The organism is Pseudoxanthomonas yeongjuensis (assembly GCF_010093345.1).
Taxonomy (GTDB): domain Bacteria; phylum Pseudomonadota; class Gammaproteobacteria; order Xanthomonadales; family Xanthomonadaceae; genus Pseudoxanthomonas_A; species Pseudoxanthomonas_A yeongjuensis.
The window spans coordinates 77282-93367 of sequence record NZ_PDWT01000005.1 but is presented as its reverse complement, the minus strand read 5'-3'; the positions used below and the strand labels follow the sequence as shown (position 1 = coordinate 93367).

Here is a 16086-nt window from a genome sequence, read left to right as displayed (position 1 = left end):
TGCCGCGCAGCAAAGCCCCACGGCCAGGACGCCGGCAACCGCTGGCGGCGCCTGCTTCGATCCGCACGGGAACCGGCCGGCGCGCGGTGCGCGCCTGATGCTCGACACCTATCGCGAAGTGATCACGCCCGAAGGCGTGGCCCTGCACCTGCCCGCCGCCGGCCCGGTGCCGCGCGCGGTGGCCTGGGTCATCGACCTGGCCATCCGCCTCGGCATCCTGATGTTGCTGGGCACCATGCTGGGATTGTTGGGCGCGGCCGGCATGGGCCTGTACCTGGTCGCCTACTTCCTGGTGTTCTGGGGTTATCCGATCGTGCTCGAGGCGGTCTGGAACGGACAGACGCCCGGCAAGAAGGCGATGTCCCTGCGCGTGGTCGCCGGCGACGGCGCGCCAGTCGGCTGGCTCGCCTCGATCACCCGCAACCTGCTGCGCACCGTGGACATGCTGCCGTTCGGTTACGCCGCCGGTCTGATCTCCAGCCTGGCCGATCCCTACGGCCGCCGCCTGGGCGACCTGGTCGCCGGGACCCTGGTCGTGCATGACGTGCGCGAACGCGAGCACGCACCCGCGCCGATCAATGCGGTGCTGGCGCCGAGCCTGGCGCTGCGGCCGGGCGAACAGAGGGCGGTAGTCGCCTTCGCCGAACGCGCGCCGCTGCTCACGCCCGCGCGCCAGGTGGAAGTGGCCGATCTCGCCGAACCGCTGACCGGCGCGCGCGGCGAGGCCGGGGTGCTGCGCCTGTACGGCATGGCCAACTGGCTGCTGGGGCGGCGATGAAATTTTCGAACGATGCCGTCGCGCCCCGCTCTACGGGGGGATGCGGATGAGGCAGGAGCAGTTCGTCGCCCGCTACCAGCGCGAATGGCAGGCCTTCGAGCACTGGCTGGAGACCCGTGGCGATGCGCGCAAGGCCGGCGCCGAACGCAATACCGGCGAGATCGGCGACGAGGACGTCCCCGCGCGCTACCGGCGCCTGTGCCAGCAGCTGGCGCTGGCGCGCAAGCGCGGCTACAGCCCGATGGTCACCGCGCGCCTGCAAATGCTGATGCAGCGCGGGCACAACCTGCTCTATCGCACGCCGCCGCCGCGCTGGCAGCGCGCGGTGGAATTCCTGCTCGCCGATTTCCCGCGCCTGGTGCGCAGCGAAGCCGGCGCCATGTGGGCCGCGGCCGCCTTGTTCGTGGTCCCGCTGGCGACCATGTTCGTGCTGCTGCAGTGGTATCCGGAACTGATCCACGGAATCATGGACCCGGCGCAGATCGCGCAGGCCGAACGCAGCTTCGATCCCGCCGCCGAACACAGCAAGCTGGGCCGCGACAGCGGCAGCGACTGGCAGATGTTCGGCTACTACATCATGAACAACATCAGCATCGGCCTGAAGACCTTCGCCAGCGGACTGGTCTTCTGCGTGGGCTCGGTGGTGGTGCTGATCGCGAATGGAATAAGCATCGGCGCGACCTTCGGCCACCTGCAGCAGATCGGTTCCGGCGATCCGCTGTGGCGCTTCGTCGCCGGGCATGCGCCGTTCGAGTTGACCGCGATAGTGATTGCCGGCGGCGCCGGCCTGCAGCTGGGACTCAACCTGATCGCGCCGGGACGGCGCCGACGCGTCGACGCGCTGGTGGTCGCCGGGATCAAGGGCGCGAAATTGTGCCTGGGCGTGGCCTTCATGCTGCTGGTCGCCGCTTTCATCGAGGCGTTCTGGTCCTCGACCCAATCCATTCCGGCCGCGATCAAGTTCAGCGTGTCGGGCGTGCTGTGGACGCTGGTGCTGCTGTGGCTGTGGCGCGGCGGGCGCAACCGGCCCATAGATGACCAGCCCGCAGCCAGCTGGCCCGGAGACGCCGATGCGTCTTGAGCAGATGACCGTGCACCTGCGCGAGCGTTCGGCCTGGGAAGCGGTCGAGCTCGGCACCGCCCTGGTCCGCCGGCATGCGGCGGCGATCTGGAAGCCGTGGCTCCTGCTCACGCTGCCCGTGTTCGTCGTCCTCAACGCCGCGACCTGGTGGATCGACAGCCTGTGGCTGGCCGGATTCCTGATGTGGTGGCTGAAGCCGGCCTTCGACCGCATCCCGCTGTTCGTGATCTCGCGCGCCACCTTCGGCGCGACGCCGGCCCTGCGCGAGACCCTGGCCGCGCAATTGCGCTGGGGCTGGAAACCGTTGCTGCACTACCTGACCTGGCGACGCCTCAGTCCGGCGCGTTCGCTGTTCCTGCCGATCGACCTGCTCGAGGGCGTGCACGGCACGCGTCTGCGCGAACGCCGGCGGGTGCTCGGCGGCGCGGTCTACGGCAATGCCGCCTTGCTGACTCTGGTCTGCCTCAATTTCGAGGCGTCGCTGTTCTTCGCCTGCATCGCCTCGATCCTGATGTTCCTGCCGATCGACGAGCTGCCGGAAACCATGCGCGCCGGCTGGTCGCTGATCACCGAACAGATGCCATGGTGGGTGCAGCTGGCCTGCAACCTGTTCGCCTGGATCGCCACCTCGATCATCGAACCGTTCTTCGTCGGCGCCGGCTTCGGCCTGTATCTCAACCGCCGCACCCAGATCGAGGCCTGGGACGTGGAGATCGCCTTCCGCCGCTTGCGCTCGCGACTGACTGCGGCCGCAACCTCGTTCGCGCTGGTGCTGGCATTGCTGGGCGCGACGATCCAGTTCCCGGCGCAGGCGCAGGAAAAGAATCCGCCACCGGAGCCGGCGGCCACGCCCGCAGAAGTGTTCGGCGACCAGCTCGTCGACGACCAGGCCTTCCGCAAGGCCGTCGACCGGGCTTACCGGGACCCGCTGCTCAACGGCAAGCTCAAGCAGACGACCTGGGAAAAGCGCGACAAGACCAAGCCCAAGGAGCCCAGAAAGACCGACCTGTCGTGGCTGTCCGGCATCGGCACGTTCTTCGCCTTCATCGCCGAATGGGGCCTGTGGCTCGTGGTCGCGATCCTGGCGGTGCTGTTGCTGCTGTCGATGCGTTACTGGCTGCCGTGGATGCGCGGCTCGCTGCGCCGGCACAAGCCGCTGCCCGCGGAGGTGGAAACCGAAGCGCTGGCGATCCCCGAAATCCTGCCCGACGACGTTCCCACCGAAGCGCGCAGGTTGTGGTCGCAAGGCAGGCCGCGTCACGCGCTGGCGCTGCTGTACCGGGCCAGCGTGGAAACCATGGCCCAGCGCGCCGGTGTCGCCCTGGTGCCGGGCGCGACCGAATCCGAATGCCTGCGCGCCTCGCGGCGCATGCCCGACGGCGAGGACCGCAGCCTGTTCGCGCGCATGGTCCGGACCTGGCAGTACGCGGCCTATGCGCAGCAGTTGCCGGCGGCGGAAGAGTTCGACGACCTGGTGTCCACCCTGCAGCGGCGCTACCGGTGGGCCGCATGAGCCGCCTCGGCAGCAGCGTGCGCATCGCCCTGATCGTATTGCTGGGCGCGGGCCTGGTCGCGGCAGGGGTCGCCTGGTTCCTGCACGCCTACGAGAAAGTGGAAAAGGAAATCGCCCTGCCGCCGCGCGGCGAAGCCAGCCACAACCCCCTTTACGCGCTGAAGAAGACCTTGCAGGCCGATCGCCTCAAGGTCGACTCACGCCAGCGCCTGAACCTGTCCACGGCGCAGTTGGGCAAACGCGACACCCTGCTGATCCTCAACGACCCGCGGGCGATGACCCCGGTCGATTCGCGCCGATTGCTGGAATGGGTGGCCGGCGGCGGCCACTTGCTGTTGCGTACGCCGCCGGCCGGCAGCCGCAACCAGGAAACCGGCGTGCCGCTGCTGGAAGCGCTGCACATACTGCTGACCGACGATGCACCGGAGTGCGCGCCGCTGCAGGTGCCGAACGAAGAACAACACATCGAATTCTGCCGAGGGCGTCGCTTCTTCTTCGACCAGGTCGAACCGGAACTGGCCTGGGGCGACCTGCAGGCAGCCTACGTGTACGCGCGCCTGGCCCATGGCGAAGGCCATGTCGACGTGCTGGCGGATTTCGATTTCCTGACCAACAACGGCAACCGGCGAAGCGATCTTTTCGCTCCCGACGAGGATCCGCGGTCCGGTGGCCTGCGCGACGGCCCGCATCGCGCCCTGGCGCGGCAGTTGCTGGCGCCCAACTACGGCCACGGCACCATGCACCTGGTCTACGCCGCGCAGATGCCGTCGTTGTGGCGCATGGTCCTGCAGCGTGGCTGGCCGGTGTGGGCGCCGTTGCTGCTGGCCCTGCTGGCCTGGCTGTGGCTGCGCATGCAACGCTTCGGCCCGCTGCGGCCCGCGCCGGCGGGCGAGCGCCGTTCGTTGCTGGAACACGTGCGCGCCAGCGGCGAACACCTGTTCCGTTACAACAGGCGCGCGTTGCTGTATGCGTCGGTACGCAATTCCTTCCTGGCTCGCCTGCGCCGTCGCGATCCGGTTGCCGCTGCCTTGAGCGGCGAACCGCAGGTCGGCGCCATCGCCGAGCGCCTCGGCATTCCCGCCGAAGCGGTGCGCATCGCCCTGCAGGCGCCGCCTTCGCACGACAAGTCCGCGTTCCGCCACCGCATTTCCACTTTGATCCAGCTGAGAAACCGTCTATGAACGATGCAACCGCAACCGTTTCGATCGCCCCCATCACCGGCGAAGCGCTGGCCGAACGCGCCGCTGCCGTGCGCGAGGAAGTTTCCAAGGCCTTCATCGGCCAGCCGGAGGTACTGGACCAGATCCTGATCGCGCTGCTGGCCGGCGGCCACGTGCTGATCGAAGGCGTGCCCGGGCTCGGCAAGACCCTGCTGGTGCGTGCATTGGCGCAGGCACTGGAACTGAACTACGCGCGCGTGCAGTTCACTTCCGACCTGATGCCCAGCGACGTCAGCGGCCATGCGGTCTACGACCCGAAGACCGAGAGCTTCAAGATCCGCCGCGGCCCGGTGTTCACCAACCTGTTGCTGGCCGACGAAATCAACCGCGCGCCGGCGAAGACCCAGTCGGCGCTGCTGGAAGTGATGCAGGAAGGCCAGGTCACCATCGAGGGCAAGCCGTTCGAGCTGTCGCCGCCGTTCCTGACCCTGGCCACGCAGAACCCGGTGGACCAGGAAGGCACCTATCCGCTGCCGGAGGCGCAGCTGGATCGTTTCCTGCTGAAGATCCTCATCGACTATCCGGCGCTGGCCGACGAGAAGCGCATGGTCGATGCGATCACCACCGGCCGCAGCGCCGGCGACTTCGACCTGTCGCAGGTGCGGCGCGTGCTCGGCGCCGCCGACATCGTCGCCATGCAGCAAGGCACCGCCGCGGTGACGGTGGACGAACAGGTGGTCGACTACGCGGTGCGGATAGTGGCGGCCACGCGCAAGTGGCCGGGCATCTCGCTCGGCGCCGGTCCGCGCGGCAGCATCGCCCTGGTCCGCGCCGCCCGTGCCCAGGCGGTGCTGCAGGGCCGCGACTTCGTCACCCCCGACGACGTGCGCGACATCGCCAAGCCGGCGCTGCGCCATCGCATCACCCTGTCCCCGGAATTGCAGATCGAGGGCCAGTCGCCGGACGATGCCCTGCACGCGCTGCTGGCCAAGGTGGAAGCGCCGCGGAAATGAAGCAGAGCAATATCCAACGTAGGAGCGACGTGAGTCGCGACTGTGATTTGCCTCGCTGTCGGGAAGTTTCCGGCTTTTCAGTCGCGACTTACGTCGCTCCTACGCCGGTCCTTGTGTGAGACCCGCACCGCTACTGATCGCATTGCTGGTGTTGTTCGGCCTGTCCGGCCTGGCGGTGCTGTTCGCAGATGTGCCGATGCTTGCGTGGCAATCGACCGGCATCGGCCTTGTCTTGCTTGCGACACTGGATGCTCTGTTCCTGCGCCGCCGCGAAACCCCGCAGGTCACCCGCGAAATCCCCGAAGCGCTGCCGCTGGGCATCGAACGCGACGTCACCCTGCGCGTGGAATCGATGACCCGCCAGCGCATCGACGTGTTCGACCTGCATCCAGGCGCATGGCCGGCGCAAGGTTTGCCGCAGCGACTGAAGCTGGCGCCGGCCACCGCGTCCACCTTCAGCTACCGCCTGCGCCCGGTCGCGCGCGGCGACGCGATCTTCGAAGGCGTGCAGTTGCGCCTGGCTTCGCCGTTGCGCCTGTGGCGCCAGTCGCGCATCGCCGGCGCGCCGCAGCAGGTGCGGGTGTATCCCAATTTCGCGCCGCTGACCAAGTTCGCCTTGTTCAGCGCGGAACAGGCCTCGCGCCTGGTAGGCGCGCACCTCAAGCGCCGTCGCGGCGAGGGCACCGATTTCAACCAGATGCGCGAATACCGCGTCGGCGACAGCCTGCGTCAGATCGACTGGAAGGCGACCTCGCGTTCGCGGAAACTCATTTCGCGCGAGTACCAGGACGAGAAGAACCAGCAGCTGGTGATGATGGTCGATACCGGCCGGCGGATGATGGCGCAGGAAGGCGAGATCGCCCATTTCGACCATGTGTTGAACGCGACGCTGGTCGTTTCCTACCTCGCCTTGCGCCAGGGCGATGCGGTGGGCCTGTTCGCCAGCGGCGGCGAGTCGCGCTGGGTCGCGCCCAAGCGCGGCATGGCCGCGATCGACACGCTGCTGCGCGCCAGCTACGACCTGCAGCCGCAGGCGGTGGCGACCGACTACCTGGCCGCGGCCACGGAGTTGTCGCTGCGCCAGCGCAAGCGTTCGCTGGTGATGCTGGTGACCAACGTGCGCGACGAGGACATCGAGGATCTGCTGGCCGCGGTGCGCCTGCTGCAGAAGCGGCACCTGGTCTGCGTCGCCAGCCTGCGCGAGCGCGCGCTGGACGAGGCGATCAACGAGGAAGTCCACGACCTGCCCGGCGCGATCCGCGCCGCCGCGGTCGCGCGCTACCTGGAACAGCGCACCGCTGCGCACGAAGCCTTGCGCAGCCACCGGGTCATGGTTCTGGATGTCGCCAGCGAGGAATTGCCTGCGGCGTTGGTGGAGCGTTACCTGGCGGTCAAACGGGATGGGTTGTTGTAGGAGCGGCTTCCAGCCGCGAGCTCTTCGCTCTACAATTTTTGTAGGGTGGGCTTAAGCCCATCGCTTTTCGTCATGGCGTCATTGCATCTGGAAACACGACTTCGTTCGACAGCCATCGCAGGTTGAGACTTGGCGATGGTGGGCCAAGGCCCACCCTACGTGTTCTCAGGGATCGTGCGGGGCTATGCGCTTGCTGCTGCGCAGGAATGGGTCTGTATAGAGCGACGAATTGTAGGCGCAGATTGACTTGCACCCCAGCTCATCTTGCGATGGCTCAATCAACTCAATGCGCTTCGGTGCAATCCTGAGTGATATCCGACACATTGCATCTTGTGCGTCGGTCCCGTGGAGGATTTCATCCCGACCACTCCTGCCCAAGGAGAGAATTCCAGACGAACTGCAGCCGCCTTGGGTAGTGGCGAATGTGGACGTGTCGAGGGAGTAGTCGAAACGGCCATCAGGACGGTGCACAAGCGTCAGCGTGTTCCAGGAAACACAATCTCTGTAGCTTCCGTCCTCAAGTTGCTCGGCACACTCCCCTCTGACGCGGTAATGTCCCTGAAGCTCTACAGGGTTTTCCGCAGCTGCAGCTACACAGGGCGAAAGTATAAGGATTGCCAAGGCAGCAAGCAGGAAGGGTGGTTTGTGGTCCATCGCAAGAAATCTCCTGGTGCCTGATGTTGAATCAAGTCACTTAACTTGGGTAGAGCTCGTTGGGCGGAACCCGCGTAGCCGTTTCCGCCGAATACGCCGCGATACATGCGGCGGAATCGCCTTTGGCGGTTCCGCCCTACGCGGGCTAACGCTTGAGTTAAGCCGGACCGCGGCAATGATGCAATCATTGATGCCGTTGCCGAGGCCGCGAAGCGGTCTCGGCTAAAACGAATTGTTAGGTGGCCAAACCGCCCTCAATTGACAAATTGCGCAGCCGATAAGTACTTCTTGGTTCGCGGTTAAGCGCGTGAACTGTACGTACTTGCATGTGCGCCGTCATGCGCGAGTTGGCAACATTTACTTGCATTGCGATCGCGCTGAGATAGGACTCTACTGCGTCAGCATGAGCCTTGCCGAATAGCACATCCCCGGTGAGCGTCCTGAACTCAAACGTCCGGTGTTCAGGAAGCACATGAATCGACGTGCCTTGTATGTCAGTGGCCTCATCCTCGATGGTTGAGGATTCAGCTCGCTGCCTCGCTCTTAGAACGGCAGGTCCATCCAGATTGAGCTCGTGGATGTCCTCAACTATCCGAACAGTAGCCGAAGAGTTGTCCATTTCTTGGAAGAAATTCCTAAGGGAAATGACTGTCCTCTGGTCAATCTCGGAGGCGAACTCCAGGAACTCCGAGTCGCTGTCAGCGCTGAATTTTTCAAGCGTTAGGGAGACTTCTTTAACTACTTCTTTGAGTTGCGTGTCAAGAATTGATGTTTGGTCGGACATCTCGTCAAGGATGAAGCCAAACGAGCCATGGGTTACACCAGTGACCATCATTTCCGTGTTTTGTCGGAGAGGAATTGGGCCGCGCTCACCCAGTGCGCCAAGCTCGCGCCGCGCAAATGTCTTTGATACGAGGTCTTGGTAGTTCTCTAGGCAGCGCCCAGCGAAATCCGCGGCAATTCCGCGAGTGCCAAGAACAGGGCGCCCGCTGAAGTACAGAGCAACCGACGCTCTCGTGGGGTCTTGGAGCTCAAGAACAGAAAGCTCTTCTTGAATCTGTTCTAGGCGACGGCGAAATTGACCACTACCCACAATATCGCCGTACTGGTCCGACATCTCAACCTGAGCGCGAACACTCCCGAGCTCTGCTCTAAGTGCATCTAGGCGAAGTCTACGGAGCATAAGCGCCTCCTAAAAATCGCCTCGCAGAGTCGTCGTTTGAGGCAAGAGACAATTCTAGCAAGCCCTTCCAGATGTACGTGTCTCGTTGATGGGAGAAGAGGCCAAACCAGAACCTTGACCTGCTCACGATGGCTTCTGGCGGTAAATGGAGGTCGACGTAGTAGGCGTCGCACTTATGGTCAGATTGAGTAATGTTCTGATCAAACAGATGGGGGTTTGCACCATAGAACGTTACCCAGTCTTGCTGCGACTGAGCTGATGCTGGACGTCTGGCGAAGGTCACAATGTCGATATCTTTCGGGGGGCGTTGGCGCTGGTTCTCACAGTCTTCAAGGAAACTGCCAGCGATCCATTGGAACCCGTTCGTTATCCCTGCAGCTCGTAGGCTGTCGCGGTAGTCAATGAGTCCAAGCAAGATGTCTCTACGTTCTGTCGAGTTGCAGAGGGTTTGTGCGATCTCCAGTAGGTCTGTCGGGTAAGGCGCCATTGCACTCGAAACGGTTGGTCCCGGTTGAGGCAAAAACGGGGGCAGGACGCCCGATTGATTGAAGCTTGGAATCACTATGGTCTCCCCTTGGCCACCTAACTAGATTTAGACCGTGAAACTAAGACATTACCCCGAGAAGAAGTCGGACTTGAACTATTTTTCTGACCGCGTAGCCCCGCACAACCCCCAAACAATCATCACCAACCCCGTCAGCGACACACAGTTGACCAGCATGCGCACGATGCCGAGTCGGGCGAAGATCACGCTGATCTCCGTCGCTGCACCCGCATTCGCGGCCTGGATCACCCAGCTCTGGTAAAGCCCCAGCGCCAACTGCAACACGGCGCAAGCCAGCATCAGCCCTGCGCCGATCAAACCGAGTTGCCGCGGCTTGCCCGGTCGCGCTGCGGTCCACAGCATCGCCAACGCGATGCCGCAGGCCAGCAGTTCCGGGAACGAATAACCGAGCGTGGTCAGCGCAGGAATCAGGAAGGAGTCCATCGATGGCTCCTCAGTCGGCCGTGACCAGCGACGCATCCTTGCCGCGCAACGCCGCATACACCGGCGCCGTCTCCGGGCGCACGCCGTGCCACAACTCGAAGCTCGCGGCGGCCTGTTCCACCAGCATGCCCAGGCCATCGACCACGTCGCGGCAGCCGGCGGTGCGCGCCCAGGCCAGGAACGGGATCGCCGCTTCGCCGTAGTTGAGGTCCACCGCCAGCGTGCGCGGCGTGGACAACTGGAAGGGCAGGCGGAATTCGCTGCCGCCGTCACGCCCCAGCGAAGTGGCGTTGACGACCAGGGCGAAGTCGCCCTCGTTGACCAGGTCATCCCAGTAACGCGAATGCGCGCGTGCCGGTTCGCCCAGCGCATCAGCCAGCGCATCGGCGCGTTCGGAAGTGCGGTTGGCGATCATCAATTCGGAAACGCCCGCATCCAGCAACGCCGGCGCCACCCCGCGCGCCGAACCGCCGGCGCCGAGCAGCAGGGCGCGGCGTCCGCGCAGGTCCAGGCCGAGGCGTTCGGTCAGGTCGCGGACCAGGCCGATGCCGTCGGTGTTGTCGCCCTGCCATTGGCCGTCGTTGCGGATCAGCGTATTCACCGAACCGGCGCGTCGCGCGCGTTCGCTGGTGGTGGCGCACAAGGCGAAAGCGGCTTCCTTCAGCGGCAGGGTGACGTTGGCGCCCTTGCCGCCACCGGCCGCGAACGACTCCAGCGCCGGCGCGAACGCTTCCGGCGCGGCATCGATGGCGGTGTACTCCAGTCCTATCCCGGTCTGGCGGCCGAACGCGGCGTGGATACGCGGCGACAGCGAGTGCGAAACCGGATGGCCGAACACAGCGTAGTGATGGTTTGTCATGGCTTGGTATAAAGGCAGTCGGGAAGGGATGCGTAGGCGGGAATGAAAACCATGAAACGCAGGTTCGCGATTGCCGCCCTGGCTTGCAGTCTACTCTCGGCCGCCGCCGTGGCGCAGCTGGCCGAATTCGGCATCGAGGGCATGGGCGTGGTGTCCACGCGCGACACCGAAGTCCGCGCCAGCGTCAGCGCCGATGGCCAGCGCATCGTCTGGGGCAGCACCAATCGCACCGGTGGCGCCGGCGGCTGGGACCTGTGGCAGGCGCGCCTGCAGGACAAGCGCTGGAGCGACCCGCAACCGTTGCCGATCAATTCGGCGGCCAACGATTTCGATCCGCTGCTCAGCGCCGACGGCGAGTGGCTGTACTTCTTTTCCAACCGCGAGGGCGGGCAGGGCGGCGACGATCTCTATCGCGCCGCGATTCTTGCCGACGGGAGTTTCGGCGCGCCGGAGAACCTCGGCCCAGGCGTCAATGGTACTGGCGACGAATGGGCGCCGACGCCCAGCGCCGATGGCCGCCAGCTGCTGTTCGCGAGCGATGGATTCGGCAGCGTCGGCGGGCACGACCTGTTCGTGGCGCGCTGGAACGGCAAGGCCTTCGTCGATCCGCAACCGGTGCCGGGCGTGAACTCCAGGATCGACGAATTCGACGCGGCCTGGATCGACGGTGGCAGGGCGATCGTGTTCGCGCGTTCCGGCGATGTGGAAAGCAAGCCGATCCAGCTGCAGGTCGCGCATTGCGACGGCAGGGCCTATACCGATATTGCGCCATGGACGTTGTCGTTCAACACCGCCGACGGTTCCACGCTGGGCCCGGTGCAGGATGTTTCCCGGCCGAATGAACTGCTGGTCACCGGCTCGGCGCCATCGCCGAAGGCGGGCAAGCTCGACATCTATCGCGCGCTGGCCCCGACCAGCCACGGCAAGCCAGGTTGTTTGCCGTTGTAGAGCCGAGCTTGCTCGGCTGCTCTTGATCGCTGCTCTTGATCTTCGCGGAAAGCAGCCGAGCAAGCTCGGCTCTACGCACCGAAGGAAGTCTCCTTGGGGGACAAGGCAAAGGCGGAAGCATCGCGGGCAAGGCCCGCTCCTACAGGTCAGGGTTCGCGGAGCCAGCGGGCTGCGTCGAGGGCGAAATAGGTCAGCACGCCGTCGGCGCCGGCGCGCTTGAATGCGGTCAGCGCTTCCAGCACGCAGGCGCGTTCGTCCAGCCAGCCATTGTTGAACGCGGCCTTGAGCATCGCGTACTCGCCGCTGACCTGGTAGGCGAAGGTCGGCACACCGAACTCGTCCTTCACCCTTCGCACCACGTCCAGGTACGGCATGCCCGGTTTGACCATGACCATGTCCGCGCCTTCGTCGATGTCCAGCGCCACTTCGTGCAGCGCCTCGTCGGAATTGGCCGGGTCCATCTGGTAGTTGTACTTGTTGCTCTTGCCGAGATTGCCGGCGCTGCCGACCGCGTCGCGGAACGGACCGTAGAATGCCGAAGCGTATTTCGCCGAGTAGGCCATGATCTTCGTATGCACGTGGCCGTCGCTTTCCAGCGCCTCGCGGATCGCGCCGATGCGTCCGTCCATCATGTCGCTGGGGGCGACGATGTCCACGCCGGCGCGCGCGTGCGACAGCGCCTGCTTGACCAGGGCTTCGACGGTGATGTCGTTCATCACGTAGCCGCTGTCGTCGATGATGCCGTCCTGGCCGTGGGTGGTGAACGGGTCCAGGGCCACGTCGGTGATCACGCCCAGCTCGGGGAAGCGTGCTTTGAGCGCACGCACCGCGCGCTGGGCCAGGCCGTCGTCGTCCCAGGCCGCCGCGGCATCCAACGACTTGGCTTCAGGGGCGGTGACCGGGAACAGGGCGATGGCCGGCACGCGCAACTCGACCGCTTGTTCCGCGACCTTCAGCAACTCGTCTATCGACAGGCGCTCCACGCCGGGCATCGAAGGCACCGCTTCGCGGCCGGACAGCTCATGCACGAACACCGGATAGATCAGGTCGTTGGCGGTCAGCACGTGCTCGCGCATCAGGCGGCGGGAGAAATCGTCGCGGCGCATGCGCCGCGGGCGGGTGTAGGGATAGGCCATGGGAACTCCTCGAATCTATGCGCGAATGATACGCCTGCGCGCTTTTCCCTTCTCCCTCCGGGAGAAGGTGCCCGAAGGGCGGATGAGGGAGTGAGCTATCAGATTCTGCTGAAATTACTGGGTTACTTATTCTCCTTCCCTCATCCGTCGCTGCGCGCCACCTTCTTCCGGTGGGAGAAGGGAAGCGTCTACCAACGCGTAGGAGCGACGTGAGTCGCGAAGGAGACCCTGCCGGATTGGATGTTTAATTCGCCGACATTTCGCGACTCACGTCGCTCCTACGGAAGCTTCGATTCGCTCCGGCAAGATGATTTCCGGGCCAGACAAGAGCAGGAGCTCGCGGCTGGAAGCCGCTCCCACACGCGGATCAAACTATCCCGCCGCCGATGCCCAGGCGCACGATGGCGACCACGATGACGATGCCATTGAGCAGCAGGCCGGCCTTGGCACGCCCGGTCTTGGCGCTGGAAGTGAACAGGATGCCGATGGCGGCGATGACCGCGCCGACCGCGGCGAACGGAATCAGGAACCAGTTGCCCCAGCCCAGTAGCGGAATCAGCGCCAGCACCATCCAGATCATGGCCACTACGCCCCACAACACACTGATCAGGCCCATGAGTTTGCTCCTTGGTTGAATGGGGTCGACTATAACCCCCGACCGCCGTGGCCCCGAGACCCGATGGTCATGGAATACGGACGCCGTCACCGCCAGGCGGGCAACGGGTGTGCGAGCATTCAGTCCCTCGGACCGATCATCTGGTCCCTGTTCCAGGGAGCACCGCCATGAGCCTTCGTCCCGCACTCGTCCTCTTCGTCCTCGCCCTGACGGCCTGCGCCGGCACCTCCAAGGTCATGCTCGGGCAGGCGCGCCCGCCGGTCGATCCGGCCCAGGTCCGCATCTACACCACGCCGCCGCCGGGCTCGGTGGAAATCGCCCAGCTCGAATCCTCCAGCGCGGTCGGCTTCGGCACCCAGGGCCAGACCGATGCCGCCGTCGCCCGGCTCAAGCGCGAAGCCGCGGCGCTGGGCGCCAACGGCGTGATCCTGATGGGCGTGGGTTCCAGCGGTTCGCCGGTCGGCATGTCGGTCGGCGCCGGCAGTTATGGACGCCATAGCGCAGGCGGCGTCGGCATCGGCATCCCGACCACGCAGAAGAAAGCGGCTGGCGTAGCGATCTACGTGCCGCCGGGGGCGGAACCGGCGCAACCTTAGGTCGGCTTCTGTGGGAGCGACATTGTGGGAGCGGCGTAAGCCGCGAGCTCTTGATGGTCGTTTGAGTGCCTGAAGAGCTCGCGGCTTACGCCGCTCCCACAAAAGCCGTTCCCTACTTACTTGCGCCGCTGCGCGGGAATGAAGGTTTCCCTCACCGCCTTGGCCAGCTGGTCCGGCGGCAGCAGGCCCTGGTCGAGCAGGAAATTATTGAAGGCCTTGCGGTCGAACTGTTTGCCCAGCGCCAGTTCGGTCTGCAGGCGCAGTTCCATGATCCGGGTATAGCCGTAGAAATAACTGCCGGCCTGTCCGGGCGCGTTGAAGGTGTAGCGATCCAGTTCCTGGCGCGCCATCGGTTCGGACAGGCCCACGTCTTCCTCCAGCACCTGGCGCGCGCGTTCGCGATCGATCAGGCCCAGGTTGAGGCTGGGATCGAGCACCGCACGCGCCGCGCGCATCAGGCGGAACTGCAGCGCGATCAACTGCCCGTCCAGCGGCTCGTACGGCACCATCTCGGCTTCGGCATACAACGCCCAGCCTTCCACGTTGACCGAATTGAACGCGAACATGCTGCGCGCCAGCGAGATGCCGCGTTCGACCATCGCGGTGAACTGCAGCTCATGGCCCGGGCGTCCTTCGTGCGCCGACAGCGTCCACGCCACCGAGTCGAAATTGAAGTCGTCGTAGTTCTTGCCCTTTCCGTCCTTGTCCGGGTTGCCCAGCGGCAGCACGAACGTGCCCTGCTGGCCGGTGTTGCCGACCAGCGGCGCCGGCAGGAAATGCGGCGCCGGTTGCGCGGCGCTTTCGGCCGGCGAACCCAGGCGCATCTGCATCGGCCGGTTGGGCACGTCGACGATCTTCTCGTTGCGGATGATCGGATCGATCCGGTCGATGATGCCGCGGTAGTAGGTTTCCAGCTGGTCGTTGGCGATGCTGTTCTTCTTCAGCGCCTTGATCACGTCGCGGTAGTCGCTGGCGTCGATGCCCTTGGCCTTGGCCACCAACGGCGCCAATTGCTGCATCACCGCGCGGGTTTCCATGAATTCGAGTTGCGCGCGCTGCATCAGCAAGGCCGGATCGATATCGATGCCGTACTGCTTGAGCTGGTAGGCGTAGAGCTCCGGCGGCAGGCGGGTGTCGGTGCGCGCCTTCGGCAGGACCTCGCTGCGGGTCCATTCGTTGTAGTCCTTGAGCTGCTTCTCCATCGTGTCCAGCGCTTCCTCGGCGCCGTCGATCCTGTACTTGGCGAACAGGTCGCGCACGCCCGACACATAGGTATCCACATTGCCGACCGCGCGCTCGACTTCCAGTTTGGTCGGCTGCAACAAGGCCGTGTCGGACAGCTTCTCTTCATAGCGTTGCCGCGCGAGCGTGGTGATCGCGGTGCTGCCGGGAGCAAGGCCGACATAGCGCTTCAGCCGGTCCAGCGCCTTGGCGCGTCGCTCCGCCGGGGTCTGATCCGAAAGCAGGCCGTTGAGGCCGTTGAACACCATCTGCGGCGCGTCGCTCCACGGCAGCAGGTATTTCTCGTTGAGCGTGCTGCCTTCGATGTTCTCGTCGGCGGCCTTGATCATGATCTCCAGGTCCTGGCGGACGTTGGCGTCGCGCTCCGACTGCAGTTTGGCCTGCAACTCGGCCCTGGCCTTGGCGGTCGCGTCGCGATAGCGCTTGCCGTTGTCCGGGCCCAGGTCGGCGACCTGGTCGTCGTAACCGGGAATGCCGAAGAAGCTGGCGTATTCCGGCTGGAACGGCGCCTGCGCGGCGAGCAGGATCTGCGCATTGCGATTGCTGGCTTCCACCCAGGCAGGTGCTGCGGCAGGCTTGGCCTGTGCGGTGGGGGCCGCAGTTTGTGCGAAGACGGGCAGCGGTGCGGACAGCGCCAGGGCGATGGCGAGGACGAGTGGCTTCATCGGCGAGGTTCCAGCGGAAAGGAGGATCGCCGACCCTACGCGTTCGGCGGCAGGCGGGCAATGCGCCGGAGGTCACGCTAGTGATTTCCCTTCTCCCTCCGGGAGAAGGTGCCCGAAGGGCGGATGAGGGAGGGAGAATTCCGATCCATGGAAAGCATTTCGCAACTGGTGGCTCCTTCCCTTATCCGTCGCTGCGCGCCACCTTCTCCCGGCGGGAGAAGGGAAGCGTCGCGGCTTCAC

15 protein-coding genes are annotated in these 16086 nt (G+C 65.1%); 8 read left to right on the top strand and 7 right to left on the bottom strand.

Going from position 1 to position 16086, the window contains the following annotated elements:
• Positions 1–97 precede the first annotated feature (97 nt).
• The 6 genes from CSC74_RS13395 (at position 98) to CSC74_RS13370 (ending at position 6959) form a co-directional block, all read left to right on the top strand.
• Positions 98–778 (top strand): RDD family protein, encoded by a 681-nt coding sequence (locus tag CSC74_RS13395; protein ID WP_162314991.1) that lies wholly within the window; start codon positions 98–100, stop codon positions 776–778.
• Between the two features lie 46 nt (positions 779–824).
• On the top strand, positions 825–1859 hold the full coding sequence (locus CSC74_RS13390; protein ID WP_162314990.1) for a stage II sporulation protein M: 1035 nt from the start codon (positions 825–827) through the stop codon (positions 1857–1859).
• Entirely contained in the window at positions 1849–3372 is a 1524-nt protein-coding gene (locus tag CSC74_RS13385) for a DUF4129 domain-containing protein (protein ID WP_162314989.1), read from the top strand. Before CSC74_RS13390 ends, CSC74_RS13385 begins: the two co-directional genes overlap by 11 nt.
• A complete protein-coding gene (locus CSC74_RS13380; RefSeq protein ID WP_162314988.1) occupies positions 3369–4553 on the top strand; it encodes a DUF4350 domain-containing protein in 1185 nt (394 codons plus the stop codon). Before CSC74_RS13385 ends, CSC74_RS13380 begins: the two co-directional genes overlap by 4 nt.
• The gene (locus CSC74_RS13375; RefSeq protein ID WP_162314987.1) at positions 4550–5545 is read left to right on the top strand and encodes an AAA family ATPase; all 996 of its coding nucleotides are present in this window, start codon (positions 4550–4552) and stop codon (positions 5543–5545) included. Before CSC74_RS13380 ends, CSC74_RS13375 begins: the two co-directional genes overlap by 4 nt.
• A 115-nt stretch (positions 5546–5660) precedes the next feature.
• Positions 5661–6959, top strand: coding sequence for a DUF58 domain-containing protein (locus tag CSC74_RS13370; RefSeq protein WP_162314986.1), 1299 nt, complete (start codon positions 5661–5663; stop codon positions 6957–6959).
• An 889-nt stretch (positions 6960–7848) separates the two neighbouring features.
• Here the strand turns inward: CSC74_RS13370 and CSC74_RS13365 are convergent.
• From CSC74_RS13365 to aroE, 4 genes are all read right to left on the bottom strand, one after another.
• The gene (locus tag CSC74_RS13365; protein ID WP_162314985.1) at positions 7849–8730 is read right to left on the bottom strand and encodes a hypothetical protein; all 882 of its coding nucleotides are present in this window, start codon (positions 8728–8730) and stop codon (positions 7849–7851) included.
• A 55-nt stretch (positions 8731–8785) separates the two neighbouring features.
• Complete coding sequence (locus CSC74_RS17770; protein ID WP_425501465.1) at positions 8786–9358, bottom strand: DUF6932 family protein; 573 nt, start codon at positions 9356–9358, stop codon at positions 8786–8788.
• 78 nt (positions 9359–9436) lie between these two features.
• On the bottom strand, positions 9437–9784 hold the full coding sequence (locus CSC74_RS13360; protein WP_162314984.1) for a hypothetical protein: 348 nt from the start codon (positions 9782–9784) through the stop codon (positions 9437–9439).
• 10 nt (positions 9785–9794) lie between these two features.
• A complete protein-coding gene (aroE, locus tag CSC74_RS13355; protein ID WP_162314983.1) occupies positions 9795–10643 on the bottom strand; it encodes a shikimate dehydrogenase in 849 nt (282 codons plus the stop codon).
• 51 nt (positions 10644–10694) lie between these two features.
• Between aroE and CSC74_RS13350 the strand changes: the two genes are divergently transcribed.
• Positions 10695–11591, top strand: coding sequence for a TolB family protein (locus tag CSC74_RS13350; RefSeq protein ID WP_162314982.1), 897 nt, complete (start codon positions 10695–10697; stop codon positions 11589–11591).
• Positions 11592–11737: 146 nt separating this feature from the next.
• Here the strand turns inward: CSC74_RS13350 and hemB are convergent, their stop codons facing one another.
• Together hemB and CSC74_RS13340 are read right to left on the bottom strand one after the other, a co-directional pair.
• Positions 11738–12727, bottom strand: coding sequence for a porphobilinogen synthase (gene hemB, locus CSC74_RS13345; protein ID WP_162314981.1), 990 nt, complete (start codon positions 12725–12727; stop codon positions 11738–11740).
• Between the two features lie 367 nt (positions 12728–13094).
• A complete protein-coding gene (locus tag CSC74_RS13340) occupies positions 13095–13343 on the bottom strand; it encodes a hypothetical protein (RefSeq protein ID WP_162314980.1) in 249 nt (82 codons plus the stop codon).
• A gap of 167 nt (positions 13344–13510) precedes the next feature.
• Here CSC74_RS13340 and CSC74_RS13335 point away from each other — a divergent pair, with 167 nt between their 5' ends.
• Complete coding sequence (locus CSC74_RS13335; RefSeq protein WP_162314979.1) at positions 13511–13939, top strand: hypothetical protein; 429 nt, start codon at positions 13511–13513, stop codon at positions 13937–13939.
• A gap of 116 nt (positions 13940–14055) precedes the next feature.
• Here CSC74_RS13335 and CSC74_RS13330 read toward each other — a convergent pair whose 3' ends face one another.
• Positions 14056–15846 (bottom strand): DUF885 domain-containing protein, encoded by a 1791-nt coding sequence (locus CSC74_RS13330; protein ID WP_162314978.1) that lies wholly within the window; start codon positions 15844–15846, stop codon positions 14056–14058.
• Positions 15847–16086: the final 240 nt, after the last annotated feature.

What these genes read in the sequence shown, in the direction of transcription:
- CSC74_RS13395 (WP_162314991.1), top strand. Translation starts at nt 98, where the DNA reads ATGCTCGACACCTATCGCGAAGTGATCACGCCCGAAGGCGTGGCCCTG.
- CSC74_RS13390 (WP_162314990.1), top strand. Translation starts at nt 825, where the DNA reads ATGAGGCAGGAGCAGTTCGTCGCCCGCTACCAGCGCGAATGGCAGGCC.
- CSC74_RS13385 (WP_162314989.1), top strand. Translation starts at nt 1,849, where the DNA reads ATGCGTCTTGAGCAGATGACCGTGCACCTGCGCGAGCGTTCGGCCTGG.
- CSC74_RS13380 (WP_162314988.1), top strand. Translation starts at nt 3,369, where the DNA reads ATGAGCCGCCTCGGCAGCAGCGTGCGCATCGCCCTGATCGTATTGCTG.
- CSC74_RS13375 (WP_162314987.1), top strand. Translation starts at nt 4,550, where the DNA reads ATGAACGATGCAACCGCAACCGTTTCGATCGCCCCCATCACCGGCGAA.
- CSC74_RS13365 (WP_162314985.1), bottom strand. Translation starts at nt 8,730, where the DNA reads ATGTCGGACCAGTACGGCGATATTGTGGGTAGTGGTCAATTTCGCCGT.
- CSC74_RS13360 (WP_162314984.1), bottom strand. Translation starts at nt 9,784, where the DNA reads ATGGACTCCTTCCTGATTCCTGCGCTGACCACGCTCGGTTATTCGTTC.
- aroE (WP_162314983.1), bottom strand. Translation starts at nt 10,643, where the DNA reads ATGACAAACCATCACTACGCTGTGTTCGGCCATCCGGTTTCGCACTCG.
- CSC74_RS13350 (WP_162314982.1), top strand. Translation starts at nt 10,695, where the DNA reads ATGAAACGCAGGTTCGCGATTGCCGCCCTGGCTTGCAGTCTACTCTCG.
- hemB (WP_162314981.1), bottom strand. Translation starts at nt 12,727, where the DNA reads ATGGCCTATCCCTACACCCGCCCGCGGCGCATGCGCCGCGACGATTTC.
- CSC74_RS13340 (WP_162314980.1), bottom strand. Translation starts at nt 13,343, where the DNA reads ATGGGCCTGATCAGTGTGTTGTGGGGCGTAGTGGCCATGATCTGGATG.
- CSC74_RS13335 (WP_162314979.1), top strand. Translation starts at nt 13,511, where the DNA reads ATGAGCCTTCGTCCCGCACTCGTCCTCTTCGTCCTCGCCCTGACGGCC.
- CSC74_RS13330 (WP_162314978.1), bottom strand. Translation starts at nt 15,846, where the DNA reads ATGAAGCCACTCGTCCTCGCCATCGCCCTGGCGCTGTCCGCACCGCTG.